The following is a 23,327-nucleotide window of genomic DNA, read 5'->3' as shown; positions in this document are numbered from 1 at the left end:
ATTCTCGACAACCGGGTACAGTGAGGCCTGCGTGAGAACGATTCTCACGACGCTGCCCCCTGTCCGGAGGTCTCGATGCCCCCCGCCCGGAGCCACCTCCGGCACCTCGCCCTGATCACCGGGCTGTGCGTCCTGCTCGTCGTCTCGGCGCTGCTCGCCGTGGGTCTCGGGTCCGCCGTCATCCCCCCGTCCGACACGGCGCGGTACCTCGGCGCTGCCCTGACCGGCGGCACCATCTCGGCCGACGAGGTCACCCGGTACCAGATCGTCTGGCAGATCCGGACCCCGCGGGTGCTGCTCGCCGCCCTGGTCGGGGCCGGGCTCGGGACCGTCGGCGTGGCCGTGCAGTCCCTGGTCCGCAACGCGCTGGCCGACCCGTTCGTGCTCGGCATCTCCTCGGGCGGCGCGGTCGGCGCGGTCGCGGTGTCGACGACGGGCGCGCTGACCGGCTTCGGCATCTACGCCACGTCCGCCGGGGCGTTCGCGGGTGCGATGGCGGCCACGGTCCTCGTCTTCGCGGTCGCGTACGCCCGGACGGGCACCACCCCGCTGCGCCTCGTGCTGACCGGTGTCGCCCTGTCGTTCGGCTTCCAGGCGGTCACCAGCGTGCTCATCTACCTGGTGCCGGGCAACGAGGCCACCAGCACGCTGCTGTTCTGGTCCATGGGCTCGTTCGGCGCCGCCACGTGGGGCGCCCTGCCGGCGGTCGCCGTCGCGGTCCTCGCCGGCACCGTCGCGCTGCACCGCTTCTCCCGCACGCTGGACGCGATGAGCCTCGGCGACGAGGCCGCCACCGCGATGGGCATCGACCCGGCCCGCCACCGGCACGTGCTCTTCGCGGTCACCGCGGTGATGACGGGCGCGATGGTGGCGGTCAGCGGGGCCATCGGGTTCGCCGGGCTCGTCGTGCCCCACGTGACCCGCATGCTCGTCGGTGCCCGGCACGCCCGCGTGCTCGTCGTCGCCCCACTGGCCGGGGCCACTCTCATGGTGTGGGTCGACCTGCTGGCCCGCACGGTCGCCGCACCCCGCGAGCTGCCGATCGGCGTGCTCACCGCGCTGCTCGGGGTGCCGGTGTTCCTGGTGCTCATGCGCCGGCGCCAGTACGTGTTCGGGGGTGCGGCATGAGCGACCTGCGGCTCGACGGCCTGTCCGCGACGCTCGCCGGCGTCGAGATCGTGCACGCCCTCGACCTCCACGTGGGTTCGGGTCAGGTGTTCGGCCTGGTCGGCCCCAACGGGTCCGGCAAGTCCACGGCACTGCGCTGCGTCTACCGCGCGCTGCGCCCCTCCGCCGGCGTGGTGCGGGTCGACGGCGACGACGTCGCCCGCCTGACCCCGCGCGCGTCCGCGCAGCGCGTCGCGGCGCTCACCCAGGACGGCTCGGCGGACCTGGACCTCACCGTCGCCGACGTCGTCGCGCTGGGCCGCGTGCCGTACCAGCGGGGCAACCGACGGCTCACCGCGCGGGAACGGGAGCTGTGCCGCTCGGCGATGGAGCGGACCGACGTGGCGCACCTGGCCGGGCGCGGCATCCTGAGCCTGTCCGGTGGTGAGCGGCAGCGCGTGCTGCTCGCCCGCGCGCTCGTGCAGGAGCCCGACGTGCTGGTGCTGGACGAACCCACCAACCACCTGGACCTGCGCCACCAGATCGACCTGCTGGGTCACCTGCGCGACACCGATCTCACCGTCGTGGTGGTGCTGCACGACCTGAACCTGGCCGCCGCCGCGTGCGACCGGCTCGGGCTGCTCGCCGGCGGCCGGCTGGTCGCCGCCGGCACCCCGGCGCAGGTGCTGACCGGCGAGCGCATCGCCCAGGTCTACGGCGTGGAGGTCACCGTCACCGCGCACCCGCTGACCGGCGACCCGCAGGTCCTGTACTCCCTCGGGCCCTCCCCCGCCCGAACCGTCGATCCCGCCCTGGAAGGAAACCACCGATGAGGATCCCCGCCCCGGCCCGCCGGCTGGCCCCGCTGCCGGCCCTGGCCGCCGTCGCGCTCCTGGCCGCCTGCGGCGCCCAGGTCGAGCAGTCCGCCGACGCCGGACCGGCCACCACCGTGCAGCGCTGCGGCGAGCCGGTCGAGTACACGGTGCCCCAGCGCGTCGTCGCCTACGAGGGCGGCAGCGCGGACAAGCTGTTCGCGCTCGGCCTCACCGACCACGTGCTCGGCTACGTCATGCCGCCCGCCAACCCGCCGGTGAGCGAGTCGCCGTGGGCCGCCGAGTACGAGCAGGTCGAGCTCCTGTCGCAGGACCTGCTCAACCGCGAGCTCGTGGTGGACGCCGAGGCCGACCTCGTGGTGGCCGGCTGGGGCTCCGGGTTCTCCGACGAGCGAGGTATCACCCCGGAGATCCTCGACGGGCTGGGCATCCAGAGCTTCATGCACGCGGAGTCCTGCTACGGCTACCCGGGGTTCCCGGAGCGGCACACGCCGTTCGAGGGCCTGTACACGGACCTGGAACGGCTGGGGCAGATCTTCGGCGTCGAGGAGCGCGCCACCGACCTCGTGGCCGACTACCGCGCACGCGTCGCCGCCGTCGAGGAGCAGGCGCCCGCGGGCGACCCCGTGCCGGTGTTCCTCTACGACTCCGGCACCGACAAGCCGTTCACCGCGGGCGCCCAGGTACCGCCGAACGACATCATCCGTGCCGCGGGCGGCGAGAACGCCTTCGGCGGCCTCGACGAGCGCTGGACCGAGGTCACCTGGGAGGCGGTGGTGGAGGCACAGCCCGAGGTCGTCGTCATCCTGGACTACGGCGACCAGCCCGCGCAGGACAAGATCCGGTTCCTGCAGGAGAACCCCGTCACGGCCGACCTGCCCGCCGTGCGCGACGACGCCTTCTTCGTGCTCGACTACAACGAGGGCATCTCCGGGCCCCGGAACATCGACGGCGTGGAGAAGTTCGGCGCCTACCTGCGCGAGCACGCGGCGCAGAACCCGTGACGGCCCAGGCCGCCTCCCGCCCGCCGGCGCGCCGCCCCACGCCGGACATCCGGATCGTCCGCGCGATCTGGCCGGCGATGCTGGCCGGGACGGTGAGCCTGCTCCCGTTCACCGTCTACTCCACCTTCCTGGTGCCGATCTCCGAGACGGTCCGGGCCGACGCCGCGGCCGTGGGCGCCCTGCGCGGGCTGGGTGGTGTCGCGGCCCTGCTCACCGGAGTGGCGATCGCGCCGCTGCTGGGCCGCTGGCCACGCCACCGCGCGGTAGCCGGCGCGCTCACCCTGCTGGCCCTGTGCTGCCTGACCGCCACCACGGGCAGCTATGCGGCGCTGGTCGCGTTCTGCCTCGGCACCGGCGTCGCGACCGCCGTCCTGACGCCGGCCCTGCTCGCCCTGGCCACGTCCCGGTTCACCGACCCCGCCGACGGCGGCCGCGCCGCGACGCTCGTCAGCACGTCGACCACCCTGGCGGCGGTGCTGGCCGGTCCCGTGGTCGGGGGGCTGGCGGCCTGGCGCGGCTGGGCGGGCGCGCTGTGGGTCACGGCGGCACTGGCGGTGCTGACCGGACTGGCCTTCCTGCGGTCCGCCGACCCAGGCGCCGAGCAGGCCGCCGCACCCGGCTACCGCGAGTCGCTGCGGCGCCTGCGGTCGCGGCCGGACCTGCTGGCCGTCGTCGCCGTCGCGGGGCTGCGGACCACCTCGTTCATGGGTTACCTCTCCTTTCTCGCGGTGACCTACCACGACCGCTTCGGCACCGACGCGGGTACGTTCACCCTGGTCTGGACGCTCAGCGGGGCGTCGTTCGTGGTGGGCGGCTACCTCGCGGGACGCTGGGCCCGGGACGACGGCGCAGCCGGCCCCGCCCGGCCCCGGCTGCTGCTGCTCGCCGGCCTCGGCGGCGGTCTCGTGGCGGTCCTGACGGTCTTCCTGGTGCCGTGGCTGCCGGGCGCCCTGGCGGCGACCACCGTGATGGGGTTCGGCCACGCCGTCGTGGGCGCCACGGCCACGAGCCTGATCGCCCAGCGGGCCGGACGGCTCACGCCGGCCACGTTCGGCCTGCAGGCCGCGGGGATGAGTCTCGGCGTCTTCGCGGGGGCGGCGCTCGGCGGCGCGGGACTCGCGGTGGCCGGGAGCCCCGGGCTCGCGGTCGCGCTGGCCGTGCCGACGGCGCTGGCGGTGCTTCTCGTCCGTTCCGCCACGCGGACGAGGATCTCTTGACCCTGTTCCTGGCACACGGTTTCTACTGGGCCGCATGGAATCCATGACGGAGACGAACGTGCGGAGCAGCCGGCCCGGCTGGCTCGAGATCGTGGTCGGCATCGTGGCGATGGCGGCGGTCGGTTTCGGGCTCCCCATGCTGCTCGGCGACTGGTTCGACCTGAACAGCGCCGCGGGCGGCGCCTTCCTGGCGTGCCTGTCAGGGATCGCAGGCCTGGCCGGGTTCGCGGTGGCCGCCGTGCCGCGACGCCTGTCCTGGAGCGCGTTCGGGGTGCGCCCGACGTCGGCCCGCTGGTTGTGGCTCGGAGCGGCGGGCGGGGTCGTCGCCCTGCTCGCCAAGGGGCTGCTGGTGCCCCTGTTCACGTGGCTGGTCGACGTGCCGACCGACACCCAGTCCGGCTACGCCGCCGGGGCCAGCAGCGGAATCTGGCTCCTGGTGGTCACCGCGATCGGCCTGGTGGTGCTCACGCCGATCGGTGAGGAGTTCCTCTTCCGCGGCGTCGTCACCACAGGCCTGCTCCGGTACGGGCCCGTCATCGCGACGGTCGGCAGCGCCGTGATCTTCGCGCTGCTGCACGGGATCAACGTCGTCCTGCCCGCGGCGCTCGTCGTCGGGATCATCACCGCCGAGCTCCGCCGACGCAGCGGCTCGGTATGGCCGGGCGTCGTGGTGCACGCGCTCAACAACTCGATCACGGTGATCGCGTATGCGGTGGCCCCGGAGATCGCGGGCTGAAGGCTGGTCCGGCGGGGGCCTCGGCTCACGGGGTCCCAGCTGGCCGCCCGATGCTTCTCGCGGCCTCCATGAGGGCACGAACGGCCTCACGGCGGTCCCCCGGCCTCGTTCCGATGACGATCGAGCTCGGCCCGGCGTCGGGGACCGGGACGCAGGCCGTGCCCTGGGGAACCGGCGTCACGAGCGACCGAGGGAGAACTGCGACCGCGCGGCCGAGCCGCACCAGCGGGACCAGCTCTGCGACGTCCGCGATCTCGGGGCCGTGCGCACGCTGGCCGGGCTGCCCGCGCCAGCGCGGGAAGGTCTCGCCCTCCAGGTCCGCACGGCTGATGCTCGACGACGCCGCCAGCGGATGGTCGGCCGGGAGCACCGCCACACGGGCCTCGACGTGGAGCTCGATGGTCGTGAGACCGAGGGTGTCCTCGAAAGGTGTGTACAGCAGTGCGGCGTCCACGATCCCGTCGCGCACGAGTGCCGCCCGCTCCGGTCCGGGATGGAACATGACGTCGACCTGCCGGGCCTTCGGGTAGTCGGCGTACGCCCCGAGCAGGACGGAGAGCAGGCCCGCATCACCGCCGGGCTTGAGCGCCAGGCGCAGCGGGGTGGACTCCTCTGCCTGCCGCGCGGCGCGGGCGGCGGCCGCGACCGCGTTCAGCGCGGGCCGCCCGTGCTCGAGCAGCGCCTCTCCCGCCGCGGTGAGCGCGACGCTCCTGCTGGTGCGGGCGAAGAGCTGAACCCCGAGGCGTTCCTCCACGCGCCGAACGGCCTTCGACAAAGCCGGCTGGGCGATGCGGAGCCGCTCGGCGGCGCGGCCGAAGTGGAGCTCCTCGGCCACGGCGACGAAGTACCTGAGCTCGCGCACCTCCAAGAGATCCATTCTTTGACGTTATCAGTTGGATCCATCAGGTATTGGACGCCGCTGCCCAACGATGGCTTCACTGGACGCATGATCACACATACCATGCTCGTATCCTTCGACGACCCGATCTCCGATGTCGACCTGGATCAGTTCCTCGGAGATATCGAAACCTCCATGCGAGCCACGGGCGCGGTCCGCAGCTTCTCCGCACACCGGCACCTTCCGGTCGCGGGCGAGGATGCGATCCCGGCGTTCGTGGCGACCGCGGTCCTGCACTTCGGCGTCGACGACCGGGACGGGCTCGCGGCACTGTTCGCCGCACCGGGCGCCGTCGACATCATCCATACGTGGAAGACGCGCCACCCGTATCGCGTGGCATGGGCGAACTACGAGGCGGGAAAGTGACGACGGCTGCGGATCGCGGGCGCGAACAGCCCCTGCCCGGCCGGGCGGCGCAGCCTCAGCCCTACAAGATGGCAGTGATCAACTGGCTCGCGGCCTATCCGCTGATCACGCTCCTCCTGTCGGTCGGCGCCCCGCTGATCGAGCGTGTCCCGATTTTCGTGACGACGCTGGTGCTCTCCGTCACGCTGGTATGCCTGATGACCTTCGTGGTCATGCCGATGATGACGAGACTCTTCGCCGGATGGCTCCGCGGAACGAGATGACCGCCGTGTCGTCGGGCCCTCGTCAGCCCGGGCCCGACGACACGCACCCATGGAACGGGCGCTAGCTGTACCAGTGTGCCCAGGAGAGGTCCGGCAGGCGGCCATGCGCTCGCCGCCGCCGGGCGGAGCGCTGTCGCGAGCTTGAACTCGGACCCCGGCTCGTGGCGGGTCGGTAGGCGATCGCGCCGTGGTGGTGGGTGGTGTGGCATCCGATGGTGTAGCGGCTGCGGGGGATGCGGCCGGGGGCTGGGCCGGTCATGCCGACCGCGGGGGTCCATTCCGGGGCAGGGGTGCGATCGCGAGCCATGGCGGGGTTCTGGGCGCGGTCGGTCGACCCGGCCGTGGGCGGGTTCTGGGCGTGGGCGGTCTGCCTCTGGTCGGTCTGCCTCTGATCGGCTTGGGTCTGGTTGGTCTGCCTCGGGTCGGTCTGGGTCTGGTCGGTCCCGGTGGATGGCGACGCGTCGCTGTCTGCGGGCGCGCCGGAGTCACGCGTCCGACTTGTGTTCCGTTCTCGGTCTGGTTCGGTGTCGTTGATCCTGGCCGGCATCCCACCCCGGTCGGTGCGCAGGGGTGTCGGTGGCATGGGTGCCACCGAGAGGTGGGTGTGCCCGGTCGGGGTGGTGGTCTCCACGGCGTGCCGCCCGTCGTGCTGGGTGCTCTTCTGTACCCAGCCCGGTGCCTGCTTGGCATGATTGCACCGGGCGCACAGGCCTTGACCGTTGTCCAGGCTCGTCTCACCACCCTCAATGTGGGGGGTGATGTGGTCCAGGTGCCGGATCGGCGCATCACACCACGCCGTGGCGCACACACCCTGCCCCCGGGCACGTAGCAAGCCCGCCAGGCCTTGGGGGTGGAACCGGGAGGTGGACGTCGTGGCCACCAGGCGACCGTGTGGGTCGGTGTAGATGCTGCGCAACCACGCCGCGTTCGTGTCGATCGCGTGCGCGGCCAGGTTGCGGGCCACCGGGGCCGGGACCACACCCCCACCCACCGCAGCACCCTCGGTGATCACACCAGGCTGGGTGCCGCCGGCCAGGAGCGTGTCGTCCGAGACGAGCAGGTTGATCGCCACCGGCACATCCGCGGTCCGACCCGGGCCACGCCCGGTGACCCGCTCGATCAGCGTGTCCGCCATGATCTGACCGGCCCCACGCCCATCACCCGCAGCCTTCACGGATTCAGCGGTCGCCTTGAGGTGGGCGTAGGCCTGCACACCCTGCCCCATCGGAACCAGAGCGGTCAGGTAGACCATCAGGTCCGGGGCCGGGCGGATCGAGACCCGCCGCTCCGATACCGCACGAGCGTTGCGGTTCACGCACGCGTGCACATCCAGGCTCGCGGCGAGCTCCTTGATCCGGGCCACCAACCGCCGCGTCCCCATCCGCGCCAGCTCCCCCAGACGCGCCGGGCCGCAGACCTGCTCGTCGATCAGAGCACGGTGCTCCACCGACAGGTGCGACGTCTCCCGCACCAACAACGTGGCCCGCCACTGCGAGAGCACCCCCGCCTCCAACGCCGCGAACGTGTGCGGCATCTGCATCACCCACACCCGCGAGGTGGACACGAACCCGGACCCCGCATGCGGGGACACCCGCAACGCCGCACCCACCTGGCACGACACACCACGACCCCGACGCTCCACCCGAACACCCTGCGCGGCCTCCTCAGCCCGCGTGGCCTCGTCCAGGGCGACCACCAGGCGGGCCTGCGTCGCCGTCACAGCAGCCTTCACCGCCTCCAACTCACCCAACACATCCACCCACTCGCCCTGGACCTCCCGCGAGACCAAGCCCGACCCGGACGTGTCAGAGGCACCCGGCAGAATCATTCCTGCCAGCGCCTCCCGCACAGCCCGCACATCAGCCACACTGCCAACGCCACCAAGCACACGCTCTCCGGATCCCCCCGCACCAACACCGGGCAGCCCACCCTCGGGCAGCACACCACCAGGCAGCACCGACCCGGCAGGCCCCTCGCCCGCCAGTCCCCGCACCTCACCCGATCGCGTCATGCCATCATTCTATGGCACACCTGTTCGATACGCTCGACGAAGATGCCAGCCTGTGGACAAGCCACGAACGACCACTCACCGCCCCTCGGCGCCACACCAAGAGCGCAACGACAGGGCAGCACCCCACCCACCCGAGCAAGCCGCCACCCGCACCCGCAGCCCCTCAGCCCTCCGGCTCCACGACGTTGGAACGGACCCGGTCCAGCGCAGCGCCCATCGCCGCCCGCATCGGCTCGGCGGTACCGAGAACCTGCGCCAGCAGGGAGCCGCCCTGCAGCGCCGCGAGGAGCGCGAGGGCCAGGTCGTCCAGGTCGGCGTCGGGCCGGAGCGTGCCACGGTCGCGCATGGCCCGCAGTGCGTCGAGCAGGGCCACCCGCCAGCGCTCGTACCCCGCGCGGACCTCGGCGCGCGACGCCTCGTCGCCGGCACACAGCTCGGCCGCCAGCGTGCTGAGATCGCAGCGGCCGCCGACCACGCCCTGGCGGGCCACCGCGGCGTCGGCCCAGGCCTCGAGCGCCTCCACGCTGTCGAGCACGCCTGGTGCACCGGGTCCGACGGCGGCCTGGCGTGCGATGACCGCCCCGATCAGCGCCTGCTTGGTGGCGAAGTAGTGGTAGAGCTGCGACCCGCTGACGCCGGCGGCATGGCGCACCTGATCGGTGCTCGTCCCGGCAACACCGTGCGCCCCGATCAGGGCCGTCGCGGCATCCAGGATCCGAGTGCGGGTCGCCTCACCCTTCGGCGTCAGACGCCGCACGATCCGCTCCACCATGAGCCGACCCTAGCAGTCTGGGTCACGTGACCCAGAAAACGGGCAATCAGCACTCAGCGCGGTCGGAGTCATGGCAGATCTTGACGTGCCATAGAGCGATACCGGACCCTCGAAGGAGACGGGGCACCTGCCCCGTCCAGCCCGTTCCCGTTCCACGCAAAGGAGATGGCAATGAGCGACAACCCCGAGCTCGTCCACGTGGCGACCTTCTGCGGCAAGTGCGACTGCGGCTGCCCGGAGCTCTTCGTCGACCCGACGGCCGACCCCCTGAAGCAGATCGTGATCACCGACGACTTCGGCCAGCGCATCCAGATGAGCCACGACCAGCTCGCCGACCTCGTGGAGCAGGCCCGCAGCGGCGCCCTGGACGCCGCGGCCCTCCAGCCCGCCTGACCGGCGCCGGAGACCCACGGCCGGAGCCCGTCACCCGGTGAGCATGAGCACGCACATCACCACCGTCCCGCCGCTCATCAGGGCACCCGCAAGGTGGTCGGCACCGCCGCGCTCCCGTCCGGCACCATGGACCAGGAGCACGACGGTGCCGGCCACGAGGGCAACGACCAGGGCAGCGCCCCAGGCCGCAGCCCCGTCCGTGAGGGTGGGGTGCGGACCGTGCGCCGCGTGGTGCGCAGCAGGCCCACGGCCCATCACCGCCACGGCCCACACCATCGCCAGCATCATCGCGGCGTGCGCCGCCAGCGCCCCCGCGTCGGCCCCGCGGCCGGGTTCGAGGGCGCGCCACCCGGCGAGCGCCGCGAAGAACCCCGCCCCCAGCGCGAAGAAGGCGACCTGCGGGAGCACCGGGAGCGCGACCCACCACGGCCACATCATGGCCACCATGACGAGGCTCATGCCCAGGTGGAGCAGGTGCTCCGCGACGGCGAGCGGCAGCCGGGCGGCGACCAGCCACCACAGGGAGCGGACGCCGAGCCCGCCGAACACCGCGGTCATCGCCCACTGCACCGCCGGCTCCGCCGTCATCCGCTCCCCCACCCCTCGCCCACGGACTCACGTGAGGAGAGTGTCACCGACGAAGCCCCCCTCGGCACACCCCGGCGGCACGGCGAAGACCGCCGAACCGATCGGGACGGTCCACTCGTTGAGCAGGTCGAGCTGGTCCAGGCGCCGCTGGATCGGCGTGAACTGCCGGTCGACGTCAGCCTGGAAGGACACGAAGATCAGCCCGGACCGGGAGACCGAGCCACCCGCCGGGCGCTCGTCGTAGTTGTAAGCGCGCCGGAAGATCCGCTCGGCCGGGTCCTCGCTCCGTGCCCGCCGCAGGTGGGAGAACTCCGCGATGACCGGGAACCCGATGGCGGTGGTCGCCTCGAGGTCGGGTTCGTCGAGCTCGTCGGTACCCGTCAGCGGCGCGCCGTTGGACAGGTACCGCCCCACGGACTGCTCGCGGCCGCCCCGGTCGAGCCGGTCCCACGTGTCGAGGTCCATCCCGATCCGGCGGACGACCATGCTCGTCCCGCCGGACAGCCACCCGTCGGTGCTCCACACGACCTGGTCGAAGTCCGCCGTCCCTGGAACCGGGTTGGACGTCCCGTCGACCTGGCCGAACAGGTTCCGCATCGTGGTGCCGGGCCGGACGCTGCCGTACGCGCGCCGGAACCCCTGCTGGCTCCAGCGCACCGACGCGAAGCTCCGGGCGTCCTTGAGCAGCATGCGGGCCGCGTGCGCCACGGTGAGCGCGTCGTCCGCGGCGATCTGGAGCAGCAGGTCGCCGTCGCTGAACTCGGGCAGCAGCCGGTCGACGGCGAACGGCGGCAGCGGCCGCAGCCACTCCGGGGAGCGTCCTCGGGCGCGAGCCACGAACCGCGGCCCGAACCCGAACGTCACCGTCAGCCGTGCAGGCGCCACGGCCAGCTCCGGCTCGGAGTCGGCCAGGGCGGGTTCGCCCCGGGTCAGCCGGGCGGCGTCGTCGGAGAGGATCCGCATCAGGCGCGTCAGGTCGTCGCGGCCGGTGTCGTCCAGGAGGTCGAGGGCGACGAACAGGCCGTGCGCCTGGGCGTCGGTGCCGATGCCCGCCTGGTGCGTCCCGTGGAAGGGGACGGCCCGGTCGCCGTTCAGGCCGACCGCCTCGGCGGGCCCATCGGTCGCGCTGTTCAGGGCGAGGTCCGCACCGATGGCCGTGGCCGCGCCGACGCCGGCGACAGCTCCTCCGAGGAGGAACTGCCGCCGGGTCGACCCGGTCCGGCCGGTGCGCGCGCCCGTTCCGGGCCGCGGCATCAGCCGTCCACGTCCATGCTGCCGTCCATGCTGCCGTCCGTACCGCCGTCGTCCCCGCCCACGTAGTTCTCGTTCGCGCCCGAGTAGTCCTTGACGGGTGCCGTGAACTCGTAGGTGGAGTCGTCGGAGAAGGCCAGCGTGAACACCACCTCGTCGCCGGCCCGCAGCGGCCCCGCGAGGTCCATCAGCATGATGTGGCTCCCGCCCGGCGCCAGGTCGAGCGTGCCGCCCGCGGGGATCACGAAGCCGCCATCGACCTCGCGCATGACCATCTCCCCGGCCTCTCCCTCCACGGTCTCGTGGAGCTCCAGGGCGGACGACGCCTCGGTGGTCGCCGAGACCACCGTGACGTCCTGGGAGCCGTTGTTGCTGAGCTGCCCGAAGGCCGCGGACATGCCGGAACCGGCGGCCTTGACCCAGCCCTCGGCGAGGGTCACGCTCTGCCCGGCGGGCGCCGCGACGTCCTCGGGCGCGGCGTCGGCAGCGGTTCCGCAGCCCGCGAGGGCGAGCGTCGCCGCCACGAGGAGCGCACCCACCCGGGCGCTGGTCGTGCTCCGGCGGATGGTCGGCCGGTTGATCAGAAGGTTGTGCACAGGAGTACCTCTCACGCATCGGCGCCGGCCGCGTGACCGCGGCGGCGGAGAAACTGGACGAGTGCGAGCAGCGCCACCGCGACGGCGGCACCGCCCGCGCCGACGAGGACGACCCGCCAGGGCCCCTCGCCGTCCTGCGCGACCTGATCCTGCGTACTGCCCTGTGCGTCGCTCCCCGGGCCGGCCGACGGGTCGGCCGCGGGCGACGAGCCGGCCAGCGGCTCGCCGTCGCCCACCGAGAACGGCACGACGCCCGAGATGGGGTGCCCGTCCGAGGACACGACCCGCCACCGGATCTCGTAGCCGGCCTCCGGCATGCCCTCGTCGAGCACCGCCGTGACCGTGGGGCCGTCGATCGTGGGGGCCGCCGACACCCAGTCGGTGCCGTCGCCGTCGGACACGACGACGGCGGCACCCATGTCCAGCACGTCGGCCGAGAACATCAGCGACACCGTGTCGGGTGCCCGGTCCAGGACCTGGTCGGACGCCGGATCGCTGGAGACCAGCTTGTCGTGGGCGGACGCCGGGGCGGCCGTCGCGAGCAGCGCGACGACAGCCCCCGTCAGCCCGGCCACGAGGGGACGGGTTCGGGGCATGGCAAAGACCTCTCCTCCGACGTCGCCGGGCGACGTCGGCACGCACAGGGAACTGGGATCAGATCGCGTGCGGTGCGGGAGGTCCTCTGCGGAGCAGGGGTGAGAGCTGGGGCCCCGGGTGCAGGGGCCGGAAGGTGGCCGCGACCACGGCCGGGAGCGCGGGGCGCACGACGAGGCGTGCGCCCTCCACGACGGCGCGCCCGCCCAGGAGCCAGGCCGCGGCGCGGACGGCGAGCTCGCGCAGCCGGAGCAGGAGCAGCTCGCCGCGGTACAGGACGACGACGGTGACCGCCGCCGCCAGGGCGTGCCAGACCCACATCGTGACGTCGGCGTGCGCCATGCCCGCCGTGTGGTCCGCCGCGGCGCCCGCGGCCGGCACCGGCGGGACGACCGCCCCGTGGTGGTGCCCTGCGGTCGGTGCGGATCCGCCCGAGGCGGGCGTGCCGAGCAGGAACAGGACGTGGAAGAAGAGCTGGCTCGCGACGACGGAGGCGGACAGGCCCACGAGCGACAGCCGCCGCCCGGCCCAGGCGACACAGATCGGCAGCGAGAGCGCCAGCGGGACCAGCACACCCAGCGGACCCGGCATCGCACCGCCGGCGGCGAGGTGGGACGCCAGCGCGACGAAGGTCGCCGACGAGGCCGCCAGACCACCGCGCAACGCACGCACGCGCCTGGCGCGGTCGTCGCGTCCGCTCGTCACGCGTCCTCCGTCCCCCCGGCCTGCCCGAGATCCTGTCATATTAGCGTCATGCGCTCGCTCTCCAGGCTGGTCCCTGCGCTGGTCGTCGCCACCCTCGTCGCCGGGTGCGGGGCCGCCGGGCCCACCGCGCCCACCTCGGCGCCCACACCGTCGTCGGCCACACCGGCGCCCACACCGTCGGCCACACCGTCAACCACCGAGTTCGGCTCCGCACCCCGGGCGCTCGCGACCGGGCTGGACGTCCCGTGGTCGATCGCCTTCCGCGACGGCACCCCGCTCATCAGCCAGCGTGGCACCGGGGAGATCCTGGAGCTGCTCGACGACGGCACCACCCGCGCGATCGGCACGGTCGAGGGCGTCCGCGCCGTCGGCGAGAGCGGGCTGCTCGGCCTGGCCGTCGACGACCAGGACCGCCTGTACGCCTACTCCACCGGCCCGGACGGCAACCGCGTGCAGCGGTTCGACGTGACGGGCGAGCCCGGGGCCCTGCACCTCGGCGACGCCGAGACCCTCATCGACGGTCTCCCGGCCGCGGCCAACCACGACGGCGGCCGCATCGCGTTCGGCCCGGACGGCATGCTGTACGCCACCGTGGGCGACGCCGGGAACCCCGACGACGCCCAGGACCGCACGGTACTCGCCGGGAAGATCCTGCGCCTGACGCCCGACGGCGAGGTGCCCGGCGACAACCCGTTCCCCGGGTCCCCCGTGTACAGCTACGGGCACCGCAACCCGCAGGGCATCGCCTGGGCCGACGACGGCACGATGTTCGCCGCCGAGTTCGGCCAGGACACCTGGGACGAGCTGAACGTGATCACCCCGGGCGCCAACTACGGCTGGCCCGTGGTCGAGGGCATCGCGGACGACGACCGGTTCGCCGACCCGGTCCAGCAGTGGAGCCCGGCCGAGGCCAGCCCCAGCGGCATCGCCGTCGTCGACGGCGCGATCCTCGTGGCCAACCTCCGCGGCGAGGTGCTGCGGTCCGTGCCGGTCGCCGACCCCACGACCGCCACCGAGCACTACGCCGGCGAGTACGGCCGGCTCCGCGACGTCGCTCTCTCCCCCGACGGCGACGTGTGGTTCCTCACCAGCAACACCGACGGCCGGGGCAGCCCGGGACCCGAGGACGACCGGCTGCTCGCCGTCACTCCCGCACCGTGAAGCCCTGGTTCCTGCCGTACGCCACCATCGACTCCTCCCAGGCCACGAGCCCGTCCGCCAGCGACGCCGACCCGGTGTACGCCTGGCCGACGGTGTCGGGGAAGACGCTGTTGGCGTAGACCTGGTACGGCAGGTACTGCCAGCCCTCCACCACGCCCGTGGCGGACGCCGAGAGCACCTCGTTGATGCGCTGCCCGCCGAAGTACGCGGGTTCCTTGGCGAGGAACTCGGGGCTGGTGAGGTCGGCCGTCGTGGCCGGGAAGTTGCCGTGGTCCAGCCGGACCTGCACACCGTCGCCCGCGTTCGCGTACTGGAGGAAGCCGTAGGCCAGGGCCTTCTTCTCGCTGGCCTCGGTGATCGACAGCGCCGAGCCGCCGTTCTCCGCGGTCTCGTTCGCACCCTCGGTCCACTGCGGCATCGGGGCCACACGCCAGTCGCCCGACGCCGGGGCGGCGCCCGACTCCAGGTTCGCCGGCATCCACGCGCCGGTCACCAGCGCCGCGATGGTCCCGTCGCCGAGCCGCTGGAACCACTCGTCGGACCACTCGGGCACGTTCGCCACCAGGTGCTCGTCCAGGAGCCGCTGCCACATCGCCGCGAACCTCGCCGAGCCCTCGTCGGCGAGGTTCACGGTCACCGTCGTGCCGTCCACGGTGAACGGCCTGCCGCCCGCCTGCCAGATCATCGACGTGGCGAACCCGGCGTTGCCGTCGTCCGCGATGATGTGGGTGCCGGCGTCGTACGCGTGGATCTTCCGGGCCGCCTCGACGAACTCGTCCCACGTGGCCGGCACCTCGACGCCCGCCTCGTAGAACGTCTCCGCGTTGTAGAACAGGGCCATGGGGCCGGAGTCCATCGGCAGGCCGTACACGGCGTCGCCGTCGGTCACCGCGCCCCAGGTCCCCGGCGAGTACGCGCCGTCCAGGTCGCCCGCACCGAAGGGCGTCAGGTCCGCGAGCGACCCGGAGATCGAGAACTGCGGCAGGGCGTAGTACTCGACCTGCGCGACGTCGGGCACGCCCGAGCCGGCGCTGATCGCGTTCTGGAGCACCACGTAGTGGTCGTTGCCGGTGCCGACGTTCGCCAGCTCGACGTCCACGTTCGGGTACTCGGCCTCGAAGCCCTCGACCACCTCGTCCAGCGTGGGCTCCCACGCCCAGACCAGCAGGTCACCGCCCTCCTCCAGCGCGCTGGTCACCGCTTCCGGGGACAGCGCGGCCCCCGCGGCCAGGCCGGCGTCGGGCGCGGTGGCGCACCCGGCCAGGGCGGCCGCCGCGACGCCGGTCACGGCGAGCGCCACGCGGGCGCGCCGGTGAGAGCTGAACTTGCCGAGGGGCACAGGGACTCCGTTCGGATCGACGTCGACGTCTGCCGGGCAGGCACCCGTACGTTAACTCCAGATCTGTCACCCCTGCGGGTGCCGCGCCCGCCAGAGCAGCTTGCGCAGCTCGTCGAACCAGAGCACCGACGAGGCCATGCCGAGCGCCACGACCCAGTGGGCGGCGTCGAGCGCGGCGGTGCCGAACGCGACCTGCAGGAAGGGCACGTGCACGACGGCGGCCTGGAGCACGACGCCGAGCCCGACGGCACCCCAGAGCCAGGGTCCCCGGAACATCCGGTGGAACGCGCTGGTGGTCTCGGAACGGGAGTTGAGCACGTTGAAGAGCTGGGCCAGCACGAGCGTGGTGAACCCGGCGGTGCGCGCCACGGTGAGGTCGTCGGTGCCCTCGACGAGGCCGCCGGGCAGGAAGATGTCGATGGTCAGCAGGGTGGCGACACCCATGACGAGCCCGATGCCGAGCACGCCGGTCCACATGCGGGCGTCGATGATGCGCTCGTGCGGGCTGCGCGGGGGCCGGGCCATCACGTCGTCGGTCTCGGGGTCCACGCCCATGGCGAGCGCGGGGCCGGAGTCGGTGACGAGGTTGATCCAGAGGATCTGCGTGGCCAGCAGGGGGACGACGACGGTCTCGCCGCCCGCGGCCCCGTCCAGCCCGACGACACCGGCGAGCAGCACGCCGAGCAGCACCGTGCAGACCTCGCCCATGTTCGAGGAGAGCAGGTAGCGCAGGAACTTCTTGATGTTGTCGAAGATGATCCGGCCCTGGCGCACGGCGGCGACGATGGTGGCGAAGTTGTCGTCGCCGAGGATCATCGTGGCCGACTCCTTGGTCACCTCCGTGCCGGTGACGCCCATGGCCACGCCGATGTCGGCGGTCTTGAGGGCAGGGGCGTCGTTCACGCCGTCGCCGGTCATGGCCACGACGTGCCCGTCGGCCTGGAGCGCATCCACGATCTGGAGCTTGTTCTGCGGGGCCACGCGGGCGTACACGGAGACGGTGCGGGTGGTCTCGCGCAGGCCCTCCGCGTCGAGGTGGTCCAGCTCGGTCCCCGTGACGGCGCGGGCACCGGGCTCCACGATGCCGAGGTCGCTCGCGATCCGGCCGGCCGTGACGGGGTGGTCGCCCGTGATCATCATGACGCGGACGCCGGCGCGGTGGGCCTCGGCCACCGCCGCCGCGACCTCCGGGCGCGGCGGGTCGATGATGCCGACCACGCCCAGGTAGACCAGGTCGGACTCGTGCTCCTCCAGGCCGTCCGGGCCGGTGCCCTCCTCCACCCGGCGGTAGGCCACCGCCAGCGTGCGGTACGCCTGGCCGGACAGACGCTCGACGTCGGCGAGCGCCGCCGCCCGCCGCTCGTCGTCGAGCGGGACGGTCTCCTCGCTGACCTGGAGGCCGGTGCAGCGCGGCAGGAGCACGTCGGGGGCGCCCTTGGTGACGAGCGCCCAGGCGCCGTCGCCGGGCGGGTCCACGAGCGCGGACATGAGCTTGCGCTCGGACGTGAACGGCACCTCGCCGCGCCGCTCGAACCCGGCGACGCGGTCCGTGGTGCCGGCGAGCTTGTGCGCCGCGACGAGGAACGCGGCCTCGGTCGGGTCACCCTGGACGGTCCACTCCCCGTCGTGCTCGACGAGCTGGGCGTCGTTGGCCAGGGAGCCACCGCCCAGCACCATCAGGACCTCGCGGGTGAGCCGCTCGTCGGTCAGGGGGCCGGAGCCGGCCCGGACCTCGCCGTCGGGCCGGTACCCCACGCCGGTGAGCGTGACCTCGCCGGAGGCGGTGACGATGCGCTGGATCGTCATCTCGTTCTTGGTCAGGGTGCCGGTCTTGTCCGACGCGACCACGGATGCCGAGCCGAGCGTCTCCGCGGAGTGCAGCTTCTTGACCACGGCGTTGCGGCGGGCCATGGTCTGGACCCCGACCGCCAGGACCACCGAGAGGATGGCGGGCAGCCCCTCGGGCACGGCGGCCACGGCGAGCGAGACGCCGAGCAGGAGGACCGTGACGAGGTCGGCGGGCGTGCGTGCGTCGTTGACCACGGCCGCCAGGACCATCACGACCACGGCGATGCCGATGACGGTGAGGCCGAGCACCTTGCTGACGTGCGCGATCTCGCGCTGCAGCGGGGTGTCCTCCTCCTGGGTGGAGTCGAGCAGGCGTGCGATGGCGCCCATCTGGGTGTTCATGCCGGTGGCCACCACGACGGCGCGGCCGACACCCTGGGCCACGGCGGTGCCCTTGTAGACCATGTCGAACCGGTCGCCCAGGGGCGCGGGCTGCGCCAGCACCGCCGTGTCCTTGAGCACCGCCTCGCTCTCCCCCGTCAGCGACGACTCCTGCACGCGCAGCGCCGTCGCGCTCGTCAGCCGTGCGTCCGCGCCGACGGCGTCCCCCTCGGCCAGCACGAGCACGTCGCCGGGCACCAGCTCGGCGGACCGCACCGTGCGGCGCCGGCCGTCGCGCAGCACGGTCGACATGGCCTCGGTCATGGACCGCAGGGCCGCGACCGCGCTCTCCGCCCGGCTCTCCTGGACCAGGCCGAGCACCGCGTTGAGCACGACGATCGCGGCGATGACGACGGCGTCCACCGGGACGCCGTGCGCCCCCTCGACCCACCAGACCGCCAGGGAGATGCCCACGGCCACCAGCAGCAGCGTCACGAGCGGGTCCCGGAACTGGTCCAGCACCTTGCGCCACACCGGGACGGGCGGGCGGGACCGCAGCTCGTTGGGGCCGTGGGCCGCCAGCCGGAGCGCGGCCTCGGCGTCGCTCAGCCCGCTGCCCGGGTCGACGCCGAGGTCGCGGGCCACCTCCTGGGCGTCCCGCAGCGACGGGTCGGGGGCAGGCGGTGCGGCGGACAGGGGCGGGGTGGGCTGCTGCGGAGTGGCCACACAGCGATCATCCACCGCCCCGGCGTGCGGCGCGACGGGCTAGGGCACCTCGACGACGAGCTTGCCGAGGTTGTCCCCGGCGGCCAGCCGGGCGAACGCCGCCGGTGCCTCCTCCAGGGGCAGCACCGTGTCGACGGCGGGCGCGACGGCGCCGGCGGTCACCAGGGCCGTGACCTCCGTGAGGTCCGTGCGGGACTGGGGCACGACGAGCACCCCGACCCGCCGGCCCGTGACGCCGCGGATCAGTGGGCCGGCGGCGAGCGTCGCGAGCAGCACGCGGGTCCGGCCACCGACCATGAGGTAGGCCCCGCCGGCGGCCAGCGCCCGGTGCACCCGGTACGGCGGACGGTGGGCCACCAGGTCCACGACGCGGTCGTAGCGGTCGCGCTGGTCGGCCCAGTCGCGGTGCTCGAAGGCGATCGTCTCGTCCGCGCCGACCCGGAGCAGATGACCGGCCTTGTCGGCCCGGTCCACGGCCGTCACCCGGGCACCGAGGTGCTTGGCGAGCGCGACGACGAGCGCGCCGCCCGCACCGCCCGCGCCGTTGACCAGCACCCGGTCGCCGGGCCGCAGCCCCCGCGTGGCGCGCAGCGCGATGCACCCGGCCTGCGGGAGCGCCGCCGCCTGGACGAAGGACAGCTCGGGCGGCTTGCGGGCCAGCAGCCGCGGCGGGGTGGCCACGTACTGCGCGAGCCCGCCGCGGTAGCCGGCCAGCTCCCCGAACACGTCGTCTCCCACCGCATACTCCGTCACGGACGCGCCCACGGCCACGACGGTCCCGGCCACGTCCGAGCCGGGCACGGGGTGGCGGGGACGGCGCAGACCGCCCAGCCGGGCGTAGGCGGGCCGGCCGGTCAGGTTCTCGCGGTCCGAGCCGTTCAGCGAGACCGCGCGGACCCGGACGAGCACCTCGCCGTCCGCCGGCGCGGGGTCGGGCAGGTCGCCGAGGCGCACGACGTCGGCGTCGCCGTACCGGTCCTGGATCACGGCCCGCATGCCGTCCTCCTGTCGCGTGCCCGAGGGCCACCACCGTAGCCGGGCCCGGGGTCCGGCGGGAGCGGTGGCCTGGTGGTTCACCCGGCGCGCCTCGCGGGCGGTCGCCGCCCGACCGATCAGTTCCGCCCGGCGGCGTCGTCCACCCTGGCATGGACGACTTTCTCTCCGACGGTGCCGAGCTGTTCGCGACGAGCTGCGTGGCCGACTACGCGGCCGCCTACCCGTGGTGGGAGGCGGTGCTCGGCGCGAAGCCGTCGTTCGACGCCACCCCGACGGAGTCGGTGTGGGAGGTGGCGCCGCACCGCTGGATCGTGCTCGAGCAGCGGCCCGAACGCGCCGGCAACGCGACGCACACGCTGTTCGTGCAGGACCTCGACGCCCGTGTCGCCGCGATCTCCGCGCGCGGCGTCGAGCCGAGCGACCACGAGACCTACGGCGACGTGCGCAAGGTGATCTACCGCGACCCGGAGGGCAACGAGCTCGGCTTCGGCGGCAACGGCGGGTGAGCCCGGCCGCGCCGTCCGACGACGAAGCCGGCCACTCCGCCCAGCAGCAGGGCGCCCGCGCCGGCGAACAGCGCGGCGGTGCCGGGCGGGAACGCGCCGCCCGGGACGTACGTGGTCTCCGGTGCCACGACCGTCCGTTGACGTGCGCCGACGCCCCTCACTAGCCTCCGGGTGGTCGGTGCGCGCCGGAGCCCGCCGACCCTGGCCCCGAACGAAGGAGTTCCGCCATGAGCACCTCCATCTCCCGCCGCTCCCTGCTCGTCTCCGGCGCTGCCGTGGGCGCCTCGACCCTGCTGGGCGTGCCGGCCGCGAGCGCCGCCGGCCGCGACCCGGACGACGCGCTGGTGACGCCGGTCGCCGAGGTGCTCGACAGCGGTGAGCAGGTGACCGCGCTGCGGGTGTCCTCGCGCGCGCTGGGCCGCGTGGAGCGGACGTCGCTGACGACGTCGACGTTCACGGTGCACGTGACGGCCACCAACCCGCTGACCGGCCTGGTCGCCTACGAGCAGGACCGGGTGGTCACGGCGGCGGGCTGGACGCGGCGCGGCGAGATCCTGCTGGAGCTGGCGCACGGCTGGGGGGTGGCCGGCGGCGACACCCTGCAGTACCTGGGCGCGCACGGACGCAACGTGGTCCTGGACCTCGACCACGCGGTGACGCAGGTCGAGCCGCTGCGGAGCCACGGCGGCGGCCCTGTCGTGGTCGGCCCGTTCCGGCAGGGCCGGCTGTCCGACCCGGAGGTGGACGCGTTCTCCCGGCACGTGACGGCGTCGGGGCTCAACTACCGGTTGTTCTCCCCGCCCGGCGGGGGTGGCCGGCACGGGGCGGCGCTGGTGGTCTGGCTGCACGGCGGCGGCGAGGGCGGGCTGCTGACGGACGGGTACGCCTACTACGACAACGAGACGCCGCTGCGAGCCAACCGGGGCGCCCTCGGCTTCGCCACGCCGGAGGCCCAGCGCCTGTTCGGCGGTGCGTATGTGCTCGCGCCGCAGTCGACGTCGGCCTGGATGCTCGACGGCGACGGTTTCGCACCGCTCCTCCTGGAGGCGATCGAGGAGGTCGTGGCGACGCGCCGGATCGACCGGCGCCGGATCCACGTCGCGGGCTGCTCCAACGGCGGGTACATGTCGCTGAAGATGGTCGCCGAGCACCCGGACAGGTTCGCCAGCTCGGTGCCGGTCTGCTGCGGCATCGGTCCGCGCGACGGCTCCGGCACCTACTTCATCTCCGACGACGAGCTCACGGCGATGACGACGCCGACGTGGCTCGTGGCCTCGGCCGACGACACCACCCTGGACGCCGAGGACAACACGGTCCACGCCCACGAGCGCATCGCCGGCTCGATCATGAGCCTGTACGACACCGTGACGTGGGACGGGAACTCCTATCCGGGGCACTGGTCGTGGATCTACGTCGCGCGCAACGACCCGCGGCACGACGGCGTGCGCCTCTGGGAGTGGATGGCCGCGGCCCGGCGCTGAGCCCGTCCGGCGGCGTGCCGCGCCGAGGTGCGCGCGGCGCCGCCGCGGGCGGATCCTGGTGGTACCGGGACGTCCGGGCCCGGTACCGACGGGAGGCGGACGACATGGAGATCGTTCGAGGTGAACGGGCGGCGCAGGAGATCGTGGGCCTGCGCGAGACGGTGCGCGCGGACGCACTGAGCGACTTCTTCGCCCGCGCGATGCGTACGGCGAGCGAGGCCCTGGCGGACCGCGGGATGGAGCCGGCGGGGCCGCCGGTGGCCCTCTACACGGGGATGAGCGACGAGTCGTGGGACGTCACCGCCGGGTTCCCCGTACCGGCGGGGGCGGCACCGTCCGACGAGGTGGTCGCCGCGATGCTGCCCGGCGGGGCGACCGTGGAGGTGGTGCACCACGGGTCCTACGACGGCCTGCCCGGCACGCACGGCGAGCTCGCGGCGTGGTTCCAGGAGAACGGCATGGTCGTGCCGACGGTGGTGTGGGAGGAGTACGTCGTCGGCCCCGACACCGAGGCGGACCCGGAGCGCTGGCAGACACGGATCGTCTACCCGGCGGGCTGATCCGCCATCAGCTGGAGGATCGCCTGGGCGAGCGGCTCGTCCACGATCAGCGTGTGCACGAACCCGGCCCGCACCGCGGCGACGGTCGCCTCGGCGCGGTGCTGCCCGTAGCTCGTCGCAATGGTGTCCGACAGGCCGCGCAGCCGCTCGGCGCTGATCCCGATGATCCGGCCGCTCAGGCCGGGCACCACCATGTTCCCGTCCGTGTCGAACACATGCCCGCTCACGTCGCCGCACCCGCCGTCCCGGGCGATGCGATCGGCCTCGTCCGGCGCGAGCAGCGAGTGCACCGCAGAGCCCTCGGGAGTCCAGGCGCCGACGGAGATGACGGCGAGGTCCACGTCCTCCGCGCGGCGCAGGCACTCGGCGATGGCCGGCTGGCGGGAGAAGGCCGCGGCGGACTCGACGTCGTCGGCGACCAGGGGTGCGTAGAGCGGGTACGCCGTGCCGCCCGCGATGTGCGCCACCTGCCGGATCACCTCCACGGAGCCGAGGCGGTCGCCCGAGTAGGACAGCGCCCCGCCGAGCTGCACGACGTCGCACGGGGCGAGCCGGTCCAGGTGGCGCGGCATGAACTCGATCACGCGGCTCCAGGCGAAGCCGACCTTCATGCCCGGGCGGACGGCGGCCGAGAGCGTCGCTGCGAGGGTCGCCGCCACCGAGTCCTGCGTGGGCCCGAGACCGAGCTCCCGGCTGCGGCCCGCGACCACGGCGCGTTCGATGCCGAGAGCCTCGGCCAGGTCACGGCCGAGCGGGTCGTTGGACTGCTCGGGATCTCCGATGTGGACCTGCACGTAGCCGAGGCGCTTCGCATCGTCCAGCATGCGCGCCACCTGCCAGCGGCTGAGCTCGAAGCGCTCGGCGATCTCGACCTTCGACAGGTCGTCGAGGTAGTACGCCCGGGCGACCTCCATGAGCTGCGCGCCGGTGTGGCGTGGCCGCTTCTTCTTCTCCGCCATGCCTCCATCATATCGCTCGTATGAGCGTTAATGGGCGCACGTTTGCGCGCACCGCGGGACCGTGGCTACGGTGACGTCACTTACGAGCGCACCGCG

General features: G+C 73.5%; 24 protein-coding genes. 12 read left to right on the top strand and 12 right to left on the bottom strand.

All coding sequences use genetic code 11. The features are described 5' to 3' along the window. The first annotated feature begins 75 nt into the window (after positions 1-75). From ACIBBF_RS16945 to ACIBBF_RS16925, 5 genes are read left to right on the top strand one after another with little or no spacing between them, the layout of a single operon-like run. On the top strand, positions 76-1,128 hold the full coding sequence (locus ACIBBF_RS16945) for a FecCD family ABC transporter permease (RefSeq protein WP_397415439.1): 1,053 nt from the start codon (positions 76-78) through the stop codon (positions 1,126-1,128). Continuing rightward, positions 1,125-1,940, top strand: coding sequence for an ABC transporter ATP-binding protein (locus ACIBBF_RS16940; RefSeq protein ID WP_397415437.1), 816 nt, complete (start codon positions 1,125-1,127; stop codon positions 1,938-1,940). The genes ACIBBF_RS16945 and ACIBBF_RS16940 overlap by 4 nt, the downstream gene beginning before the upstream one ends. After that, entirely contained in the window at positions 1,937-2,944 is a 1,008-nt protein-coding gene (locus ACIBBF_RS16935) for an ABC transporter substrate-binding protein (protein WP_397415434.1), read from the top strand. The genes ACIBBF_RS16940 and ACIBBF_RS16935 overlap by 4 nt, the downstream gene beginning before the upstream one ends. Next, positions 2,941-4,161, top strand: a complete 1,221-nt coding sequence (locus tag ACIBBF_RS16930; RefSeq protein ID WP_397415431.1) for an MFS transporter — start codon at positions 2,941-2,943, stop codon at positions 4,159-4,161. The genes ACIBBF_RS16935 and ACIBBF_RS16930 overlap by 4 nt, the downstream gene beginning before the upstream one ends. A 34-nt stretch (positions 4,162-4,195) precedes the next feature. Continuing rightward, positions 4,196-4,897 (top strand): lysostaphin resistance A-like protein, encoded by a 702-nt coding sequence (locus ACIBBF_RS16925; RefSeq protein WP_397415429.1) that lies wholly within the window; start codon positions 4,196-4,198, stop codon positions 4,895-4,897. A gap of 25 nt (positions 4,898-4,922) precedes the next feature. Here ACIBBF_RS16925 and ACIBBF_RS16920 read toward each other — a convergent pair whose 3' ends face one another. Further along, entirely contained in the window at positions 4,923-5,774 is an 852-nt protein-coding gene (locus tag ACIBBF_RS16920; RefSeq protein WP_397415427.1) for a LysR family transcriptional regulator, read from the bottom strand. Between the two features lie 84 nt (positions 5,775-5,858). Between ACIBBF_RS16920 and ACIBBF_RS16915 the strand changes: the two genes are divergently transcribed. Together ACIBBF_RS16915 and ACIBBF_RS16910 are read left to right on the top strand one after the other, a co-directional pair. Next, positions 5,859-6,161 (top strand): hypothetical protein, encoded by a 303-nt coding sequence (locus tag ACIBBF_RS16915; RefSeq protein ID WP_397415425.1) that lies wholly within the window; start codon positions 5,859-5,861, stop codon positions 6,159-6,161. Continuing rightward, a complete protein-coding gene (locus tag ACIBBF_RS16910) occupies positions 6,158-6,424 on the top strand; it encodes a hypothetical protein (protein WP_397415423.1) in 267 nt (88 codons plus the stop codon). Before ACIBBF_RS16915 ends, ACIBBF_RS16910 begins: the two co-directional genes overlap by 4 nt. 61 nt (positions 6,425-6,485) lie before the next feature. Here ACIBBF_RS16910 and ACIBBF_RS16905 read toward each other — a convergent pair whose 3' ends face one another. Both ACIBBF_RS16905 and ACIBBF_RS16900 read right to left on the bottom strand, forming a co-directional pair. Further along, a complete protein-coding gene (locus ACIBBF_RS16905; protein ID WP_397415602.1) occupies positions 6,486-8,252 on the bottom strand; it encodes an HNH endonuclease in 1,767 nt (588 codons plus the stop codon). Positions 8,253-8,598: 346 nt separating this feature from the next. Beyond that, a complete protein-coding gene (locus ACIBBF_RS16900; protein ID WP_397415421.1) occupies positions 8,599-9,207 on the bottom strand; it encodes a TetR/AcrR family transcriptional regulator in 609 nt (202 codons plus the stop codon). Positions 9,208-9,378: 171 nt separating this feature from the next. On the opposite strand from ACIBBF_RS16900, the gene ACIBBF_RS16895 reads away from it, so the two are divergent. Beyond that, entirely contained in the window at positions 9,379-9,600 is a 222-nt protein-coding gene (locus ACIBBF_RS16895; protein WP_397415419.1) for a hypothetical protein, read from the top strand. Between the two features lie 30 nt (positions 9,601-9,630). Here ACIBBF_RS16895 and ACIBBF_RS16890 read toward each other — a convergent pair whose 3' ends face one another. Genes ACIBBF_RS16890 through ACIBBF_RS16870 form a run of 5 tightly spaced genes read right to left on the bottom strand, consistent with a single transcriptional unit; the run spans position 9,631 to position 13,334 of the window. Beyond that, a complete protein-coding gene (locus tag ACIBBF_RS16890) occupies positions 9,631-10,188 on the bottom strand; it encodes a DUF5134 domain-containing protein (protein WP_397415417.1) in 558 nt (185 codons plus the stop codon). A gap of 27 nt (positions 10,189-10,215) precedes the next feature. Continuing rightward, positions 10,216-11,442 (bottom strand): Dyp-type peroxidase, encoded by a 1,227-nt coding sequence (locus ACIBBF_RS16885; RefSeq protein ID WP_397415415.1) that lies wholly within the window; start codon positions 11,440-11,442, stop codon positions 10,216-10,218. Then, complete coding sequence (locus ACIBBF_RS16880) at positions 11,442-12,035, bottom strand: copper chaperone PCu(A)C (protein WP_397415413.1); 594 nt, start codon at positions 12,033-12,035, stop codon at positions 11,442-11,444. The genes ACIBBF_RS16885 and ACIBBF_RS16880 overlap by 1 nt, the downstream gene beginning before the upstream one ends. Before the next feature lie 11 nt (positions 12,036-12,046). Beyond that, positions 12,047-12,631, bottom strand: a complete 585-nt coding sequence (locus ACIBBF_RS16875; RefSeq protein ID WP_397415411.1) for a copper resistance protein CopC — start codon at positions 12,629-12,631, stop codon at positions 12,047-12,049. A gap of 58 nt (positions 12,632-12,689) precedes the next feature. Continuing rightward, positions 12,690-13,334, bottom strand: coding sequence for a hypothetical protein (locus ACIBBF_RS16870; protein WP_397415409.1), 645 nt, complete (start codon positions 13,332-13,334; stop codon positions 12,690-12,692). Between the two features lie 48 nt (positions 13,335-13,382). Between ACIBBF_RS16870 and ACIBBF_RS16865 the strand changes: the two genes are divergently transcribed. After that, the gene (locus ACIBBF_RS16865) at positions 13,383-14,495 is read left to right on the top strand and encodes a PQQ-dependent sugar dehydrogenase (protein WP_397415407.1); all 1,113 of its coding nucleotides are present in this window, start codon (positions 13,383-13,385) and stop codon (positions 14,493-14,495) included. Here the strand turns inward: ACIBBF_RS16865 and ACIBBF_RS16860 are convergent. The 3 genes from ACIBBF_RS16860 to ACIBBF_RS16850 form a co-directional block, all read right to left on the bottom strand. Further along, positions 14,479-15,834: an ABC transporter substrate-binding protein gene (locus ACIBBF_RS16860; protein ID WP_397415405.1), complete on the bottom strand. Its 1,356-nt coding sequence runs from the start codon at positions 15,832-15,834 to the stop codon at positions 14,479-14,481. The two genes, ACIBBF_RS16865 and ACIBBF_RS16860, sit on opposite strands and share 17 nt — an antisense overlap. A gap of 66 nt (positions 15,835-15,900) precedes the next feature. Continuing rightward, complete coding sequence (locus tag ACIBBF_RS16855; RefSeq protein ID WP_397415403.1) at positions 15,901-18,729, bottom strand: cation-translocating P-type ATPase; 2,829 nt, start codon at positions 18,727-18,729, stop codon at positions 15,901-15,903. 39 nt (positions 18,730-18,768) lie between these two features. Next, a complete protein-coding gene (locus ACIBBF_RS16850) occupies positions 18,769-19,725 on the bottom strand; it encodes an NAD(P)-dependent alcohol dehydrogenase (RefSeq protein WP_397415401.1) in 957 nt (318 codons plus the stop codon). Between the two features lie 149 nt (positions 19,726-19,874). Here ACIBBF_RS16850 and ACIBBF_RS16845 point away from each other — a divergent pair, with 149 nt between their 5' ends. From ACIBBF_RS16845 to ACIBBF_RS16835, 3 genes are all read left to right on the top strand, one after another. Next, positions 19,875-20,231, top strand: coding sequence for a VOC family protein (locus tag ACIBBF_RS16845; RefSeq protein ID WP_397415399.1), 357 nt, complete (start codon positions 19,875-19,877; stop codon positions 20,229-20,231). A 227-nt stretch (positions 20,232-20,458) separates the two neighbouring features. After that, a complete protein-coding gene (locus tag ACIBBF_RS16840) occupies positions 20,459-21,712 on the top strand; it encodes a prolyl oligopeptidase family serine peptidase (RefSeq protein WP_397415397.1) in 1,254 nt (417 codons plus the stop codon). Positions 21,713-21,816: 104 nt separating this feature from the next. Then, a complete protein-coding gene (locus ACIBBF_RS16835; RefSeq protein ID WP_397415395.1) occupies positions 21,817-22,272 on the top strand; it encodes a GyrI-like domain-containing protein in 456 nt (151 codons plus the stop codon). Here the strand turns inward: ACIBBF_RS16835 and ACIBBF_RS16830 are convergent. Continuing rightward, the gene (locus ACIBBF_RS16830) at positions 22,257-23,231 is read right to left on the bottom strand and encodes a sugar-binding transcriptional regulator (protein ID WP_397415393.1); all 975 of its coding nucleotides are present in this window, start codon (positions 23,229-23,231) and stop codon (positions 22,257-22,259) included. The two genes, ACIBBF_RS16835 and ACIBBF_RS16830, sit on opposite strands and share 16 nt — an antisense overlap. Between the last annotated feature and the right edge of the window lie 96 nt (positions 23,232-23,327).

This window comes from Promicromonospora sp. NPDC050880, from assembly GCF_044456525.1.
GTDB lineage: Bacteria > Actinomycetota > Actinomycetes > Actinomycetales > Cellulomonadaceae > Promicromonospora.
Note: the sequence above shows the minus strand (reverse complement) of the source record. Positions and strands in the feature narration are given on the sequence as shown.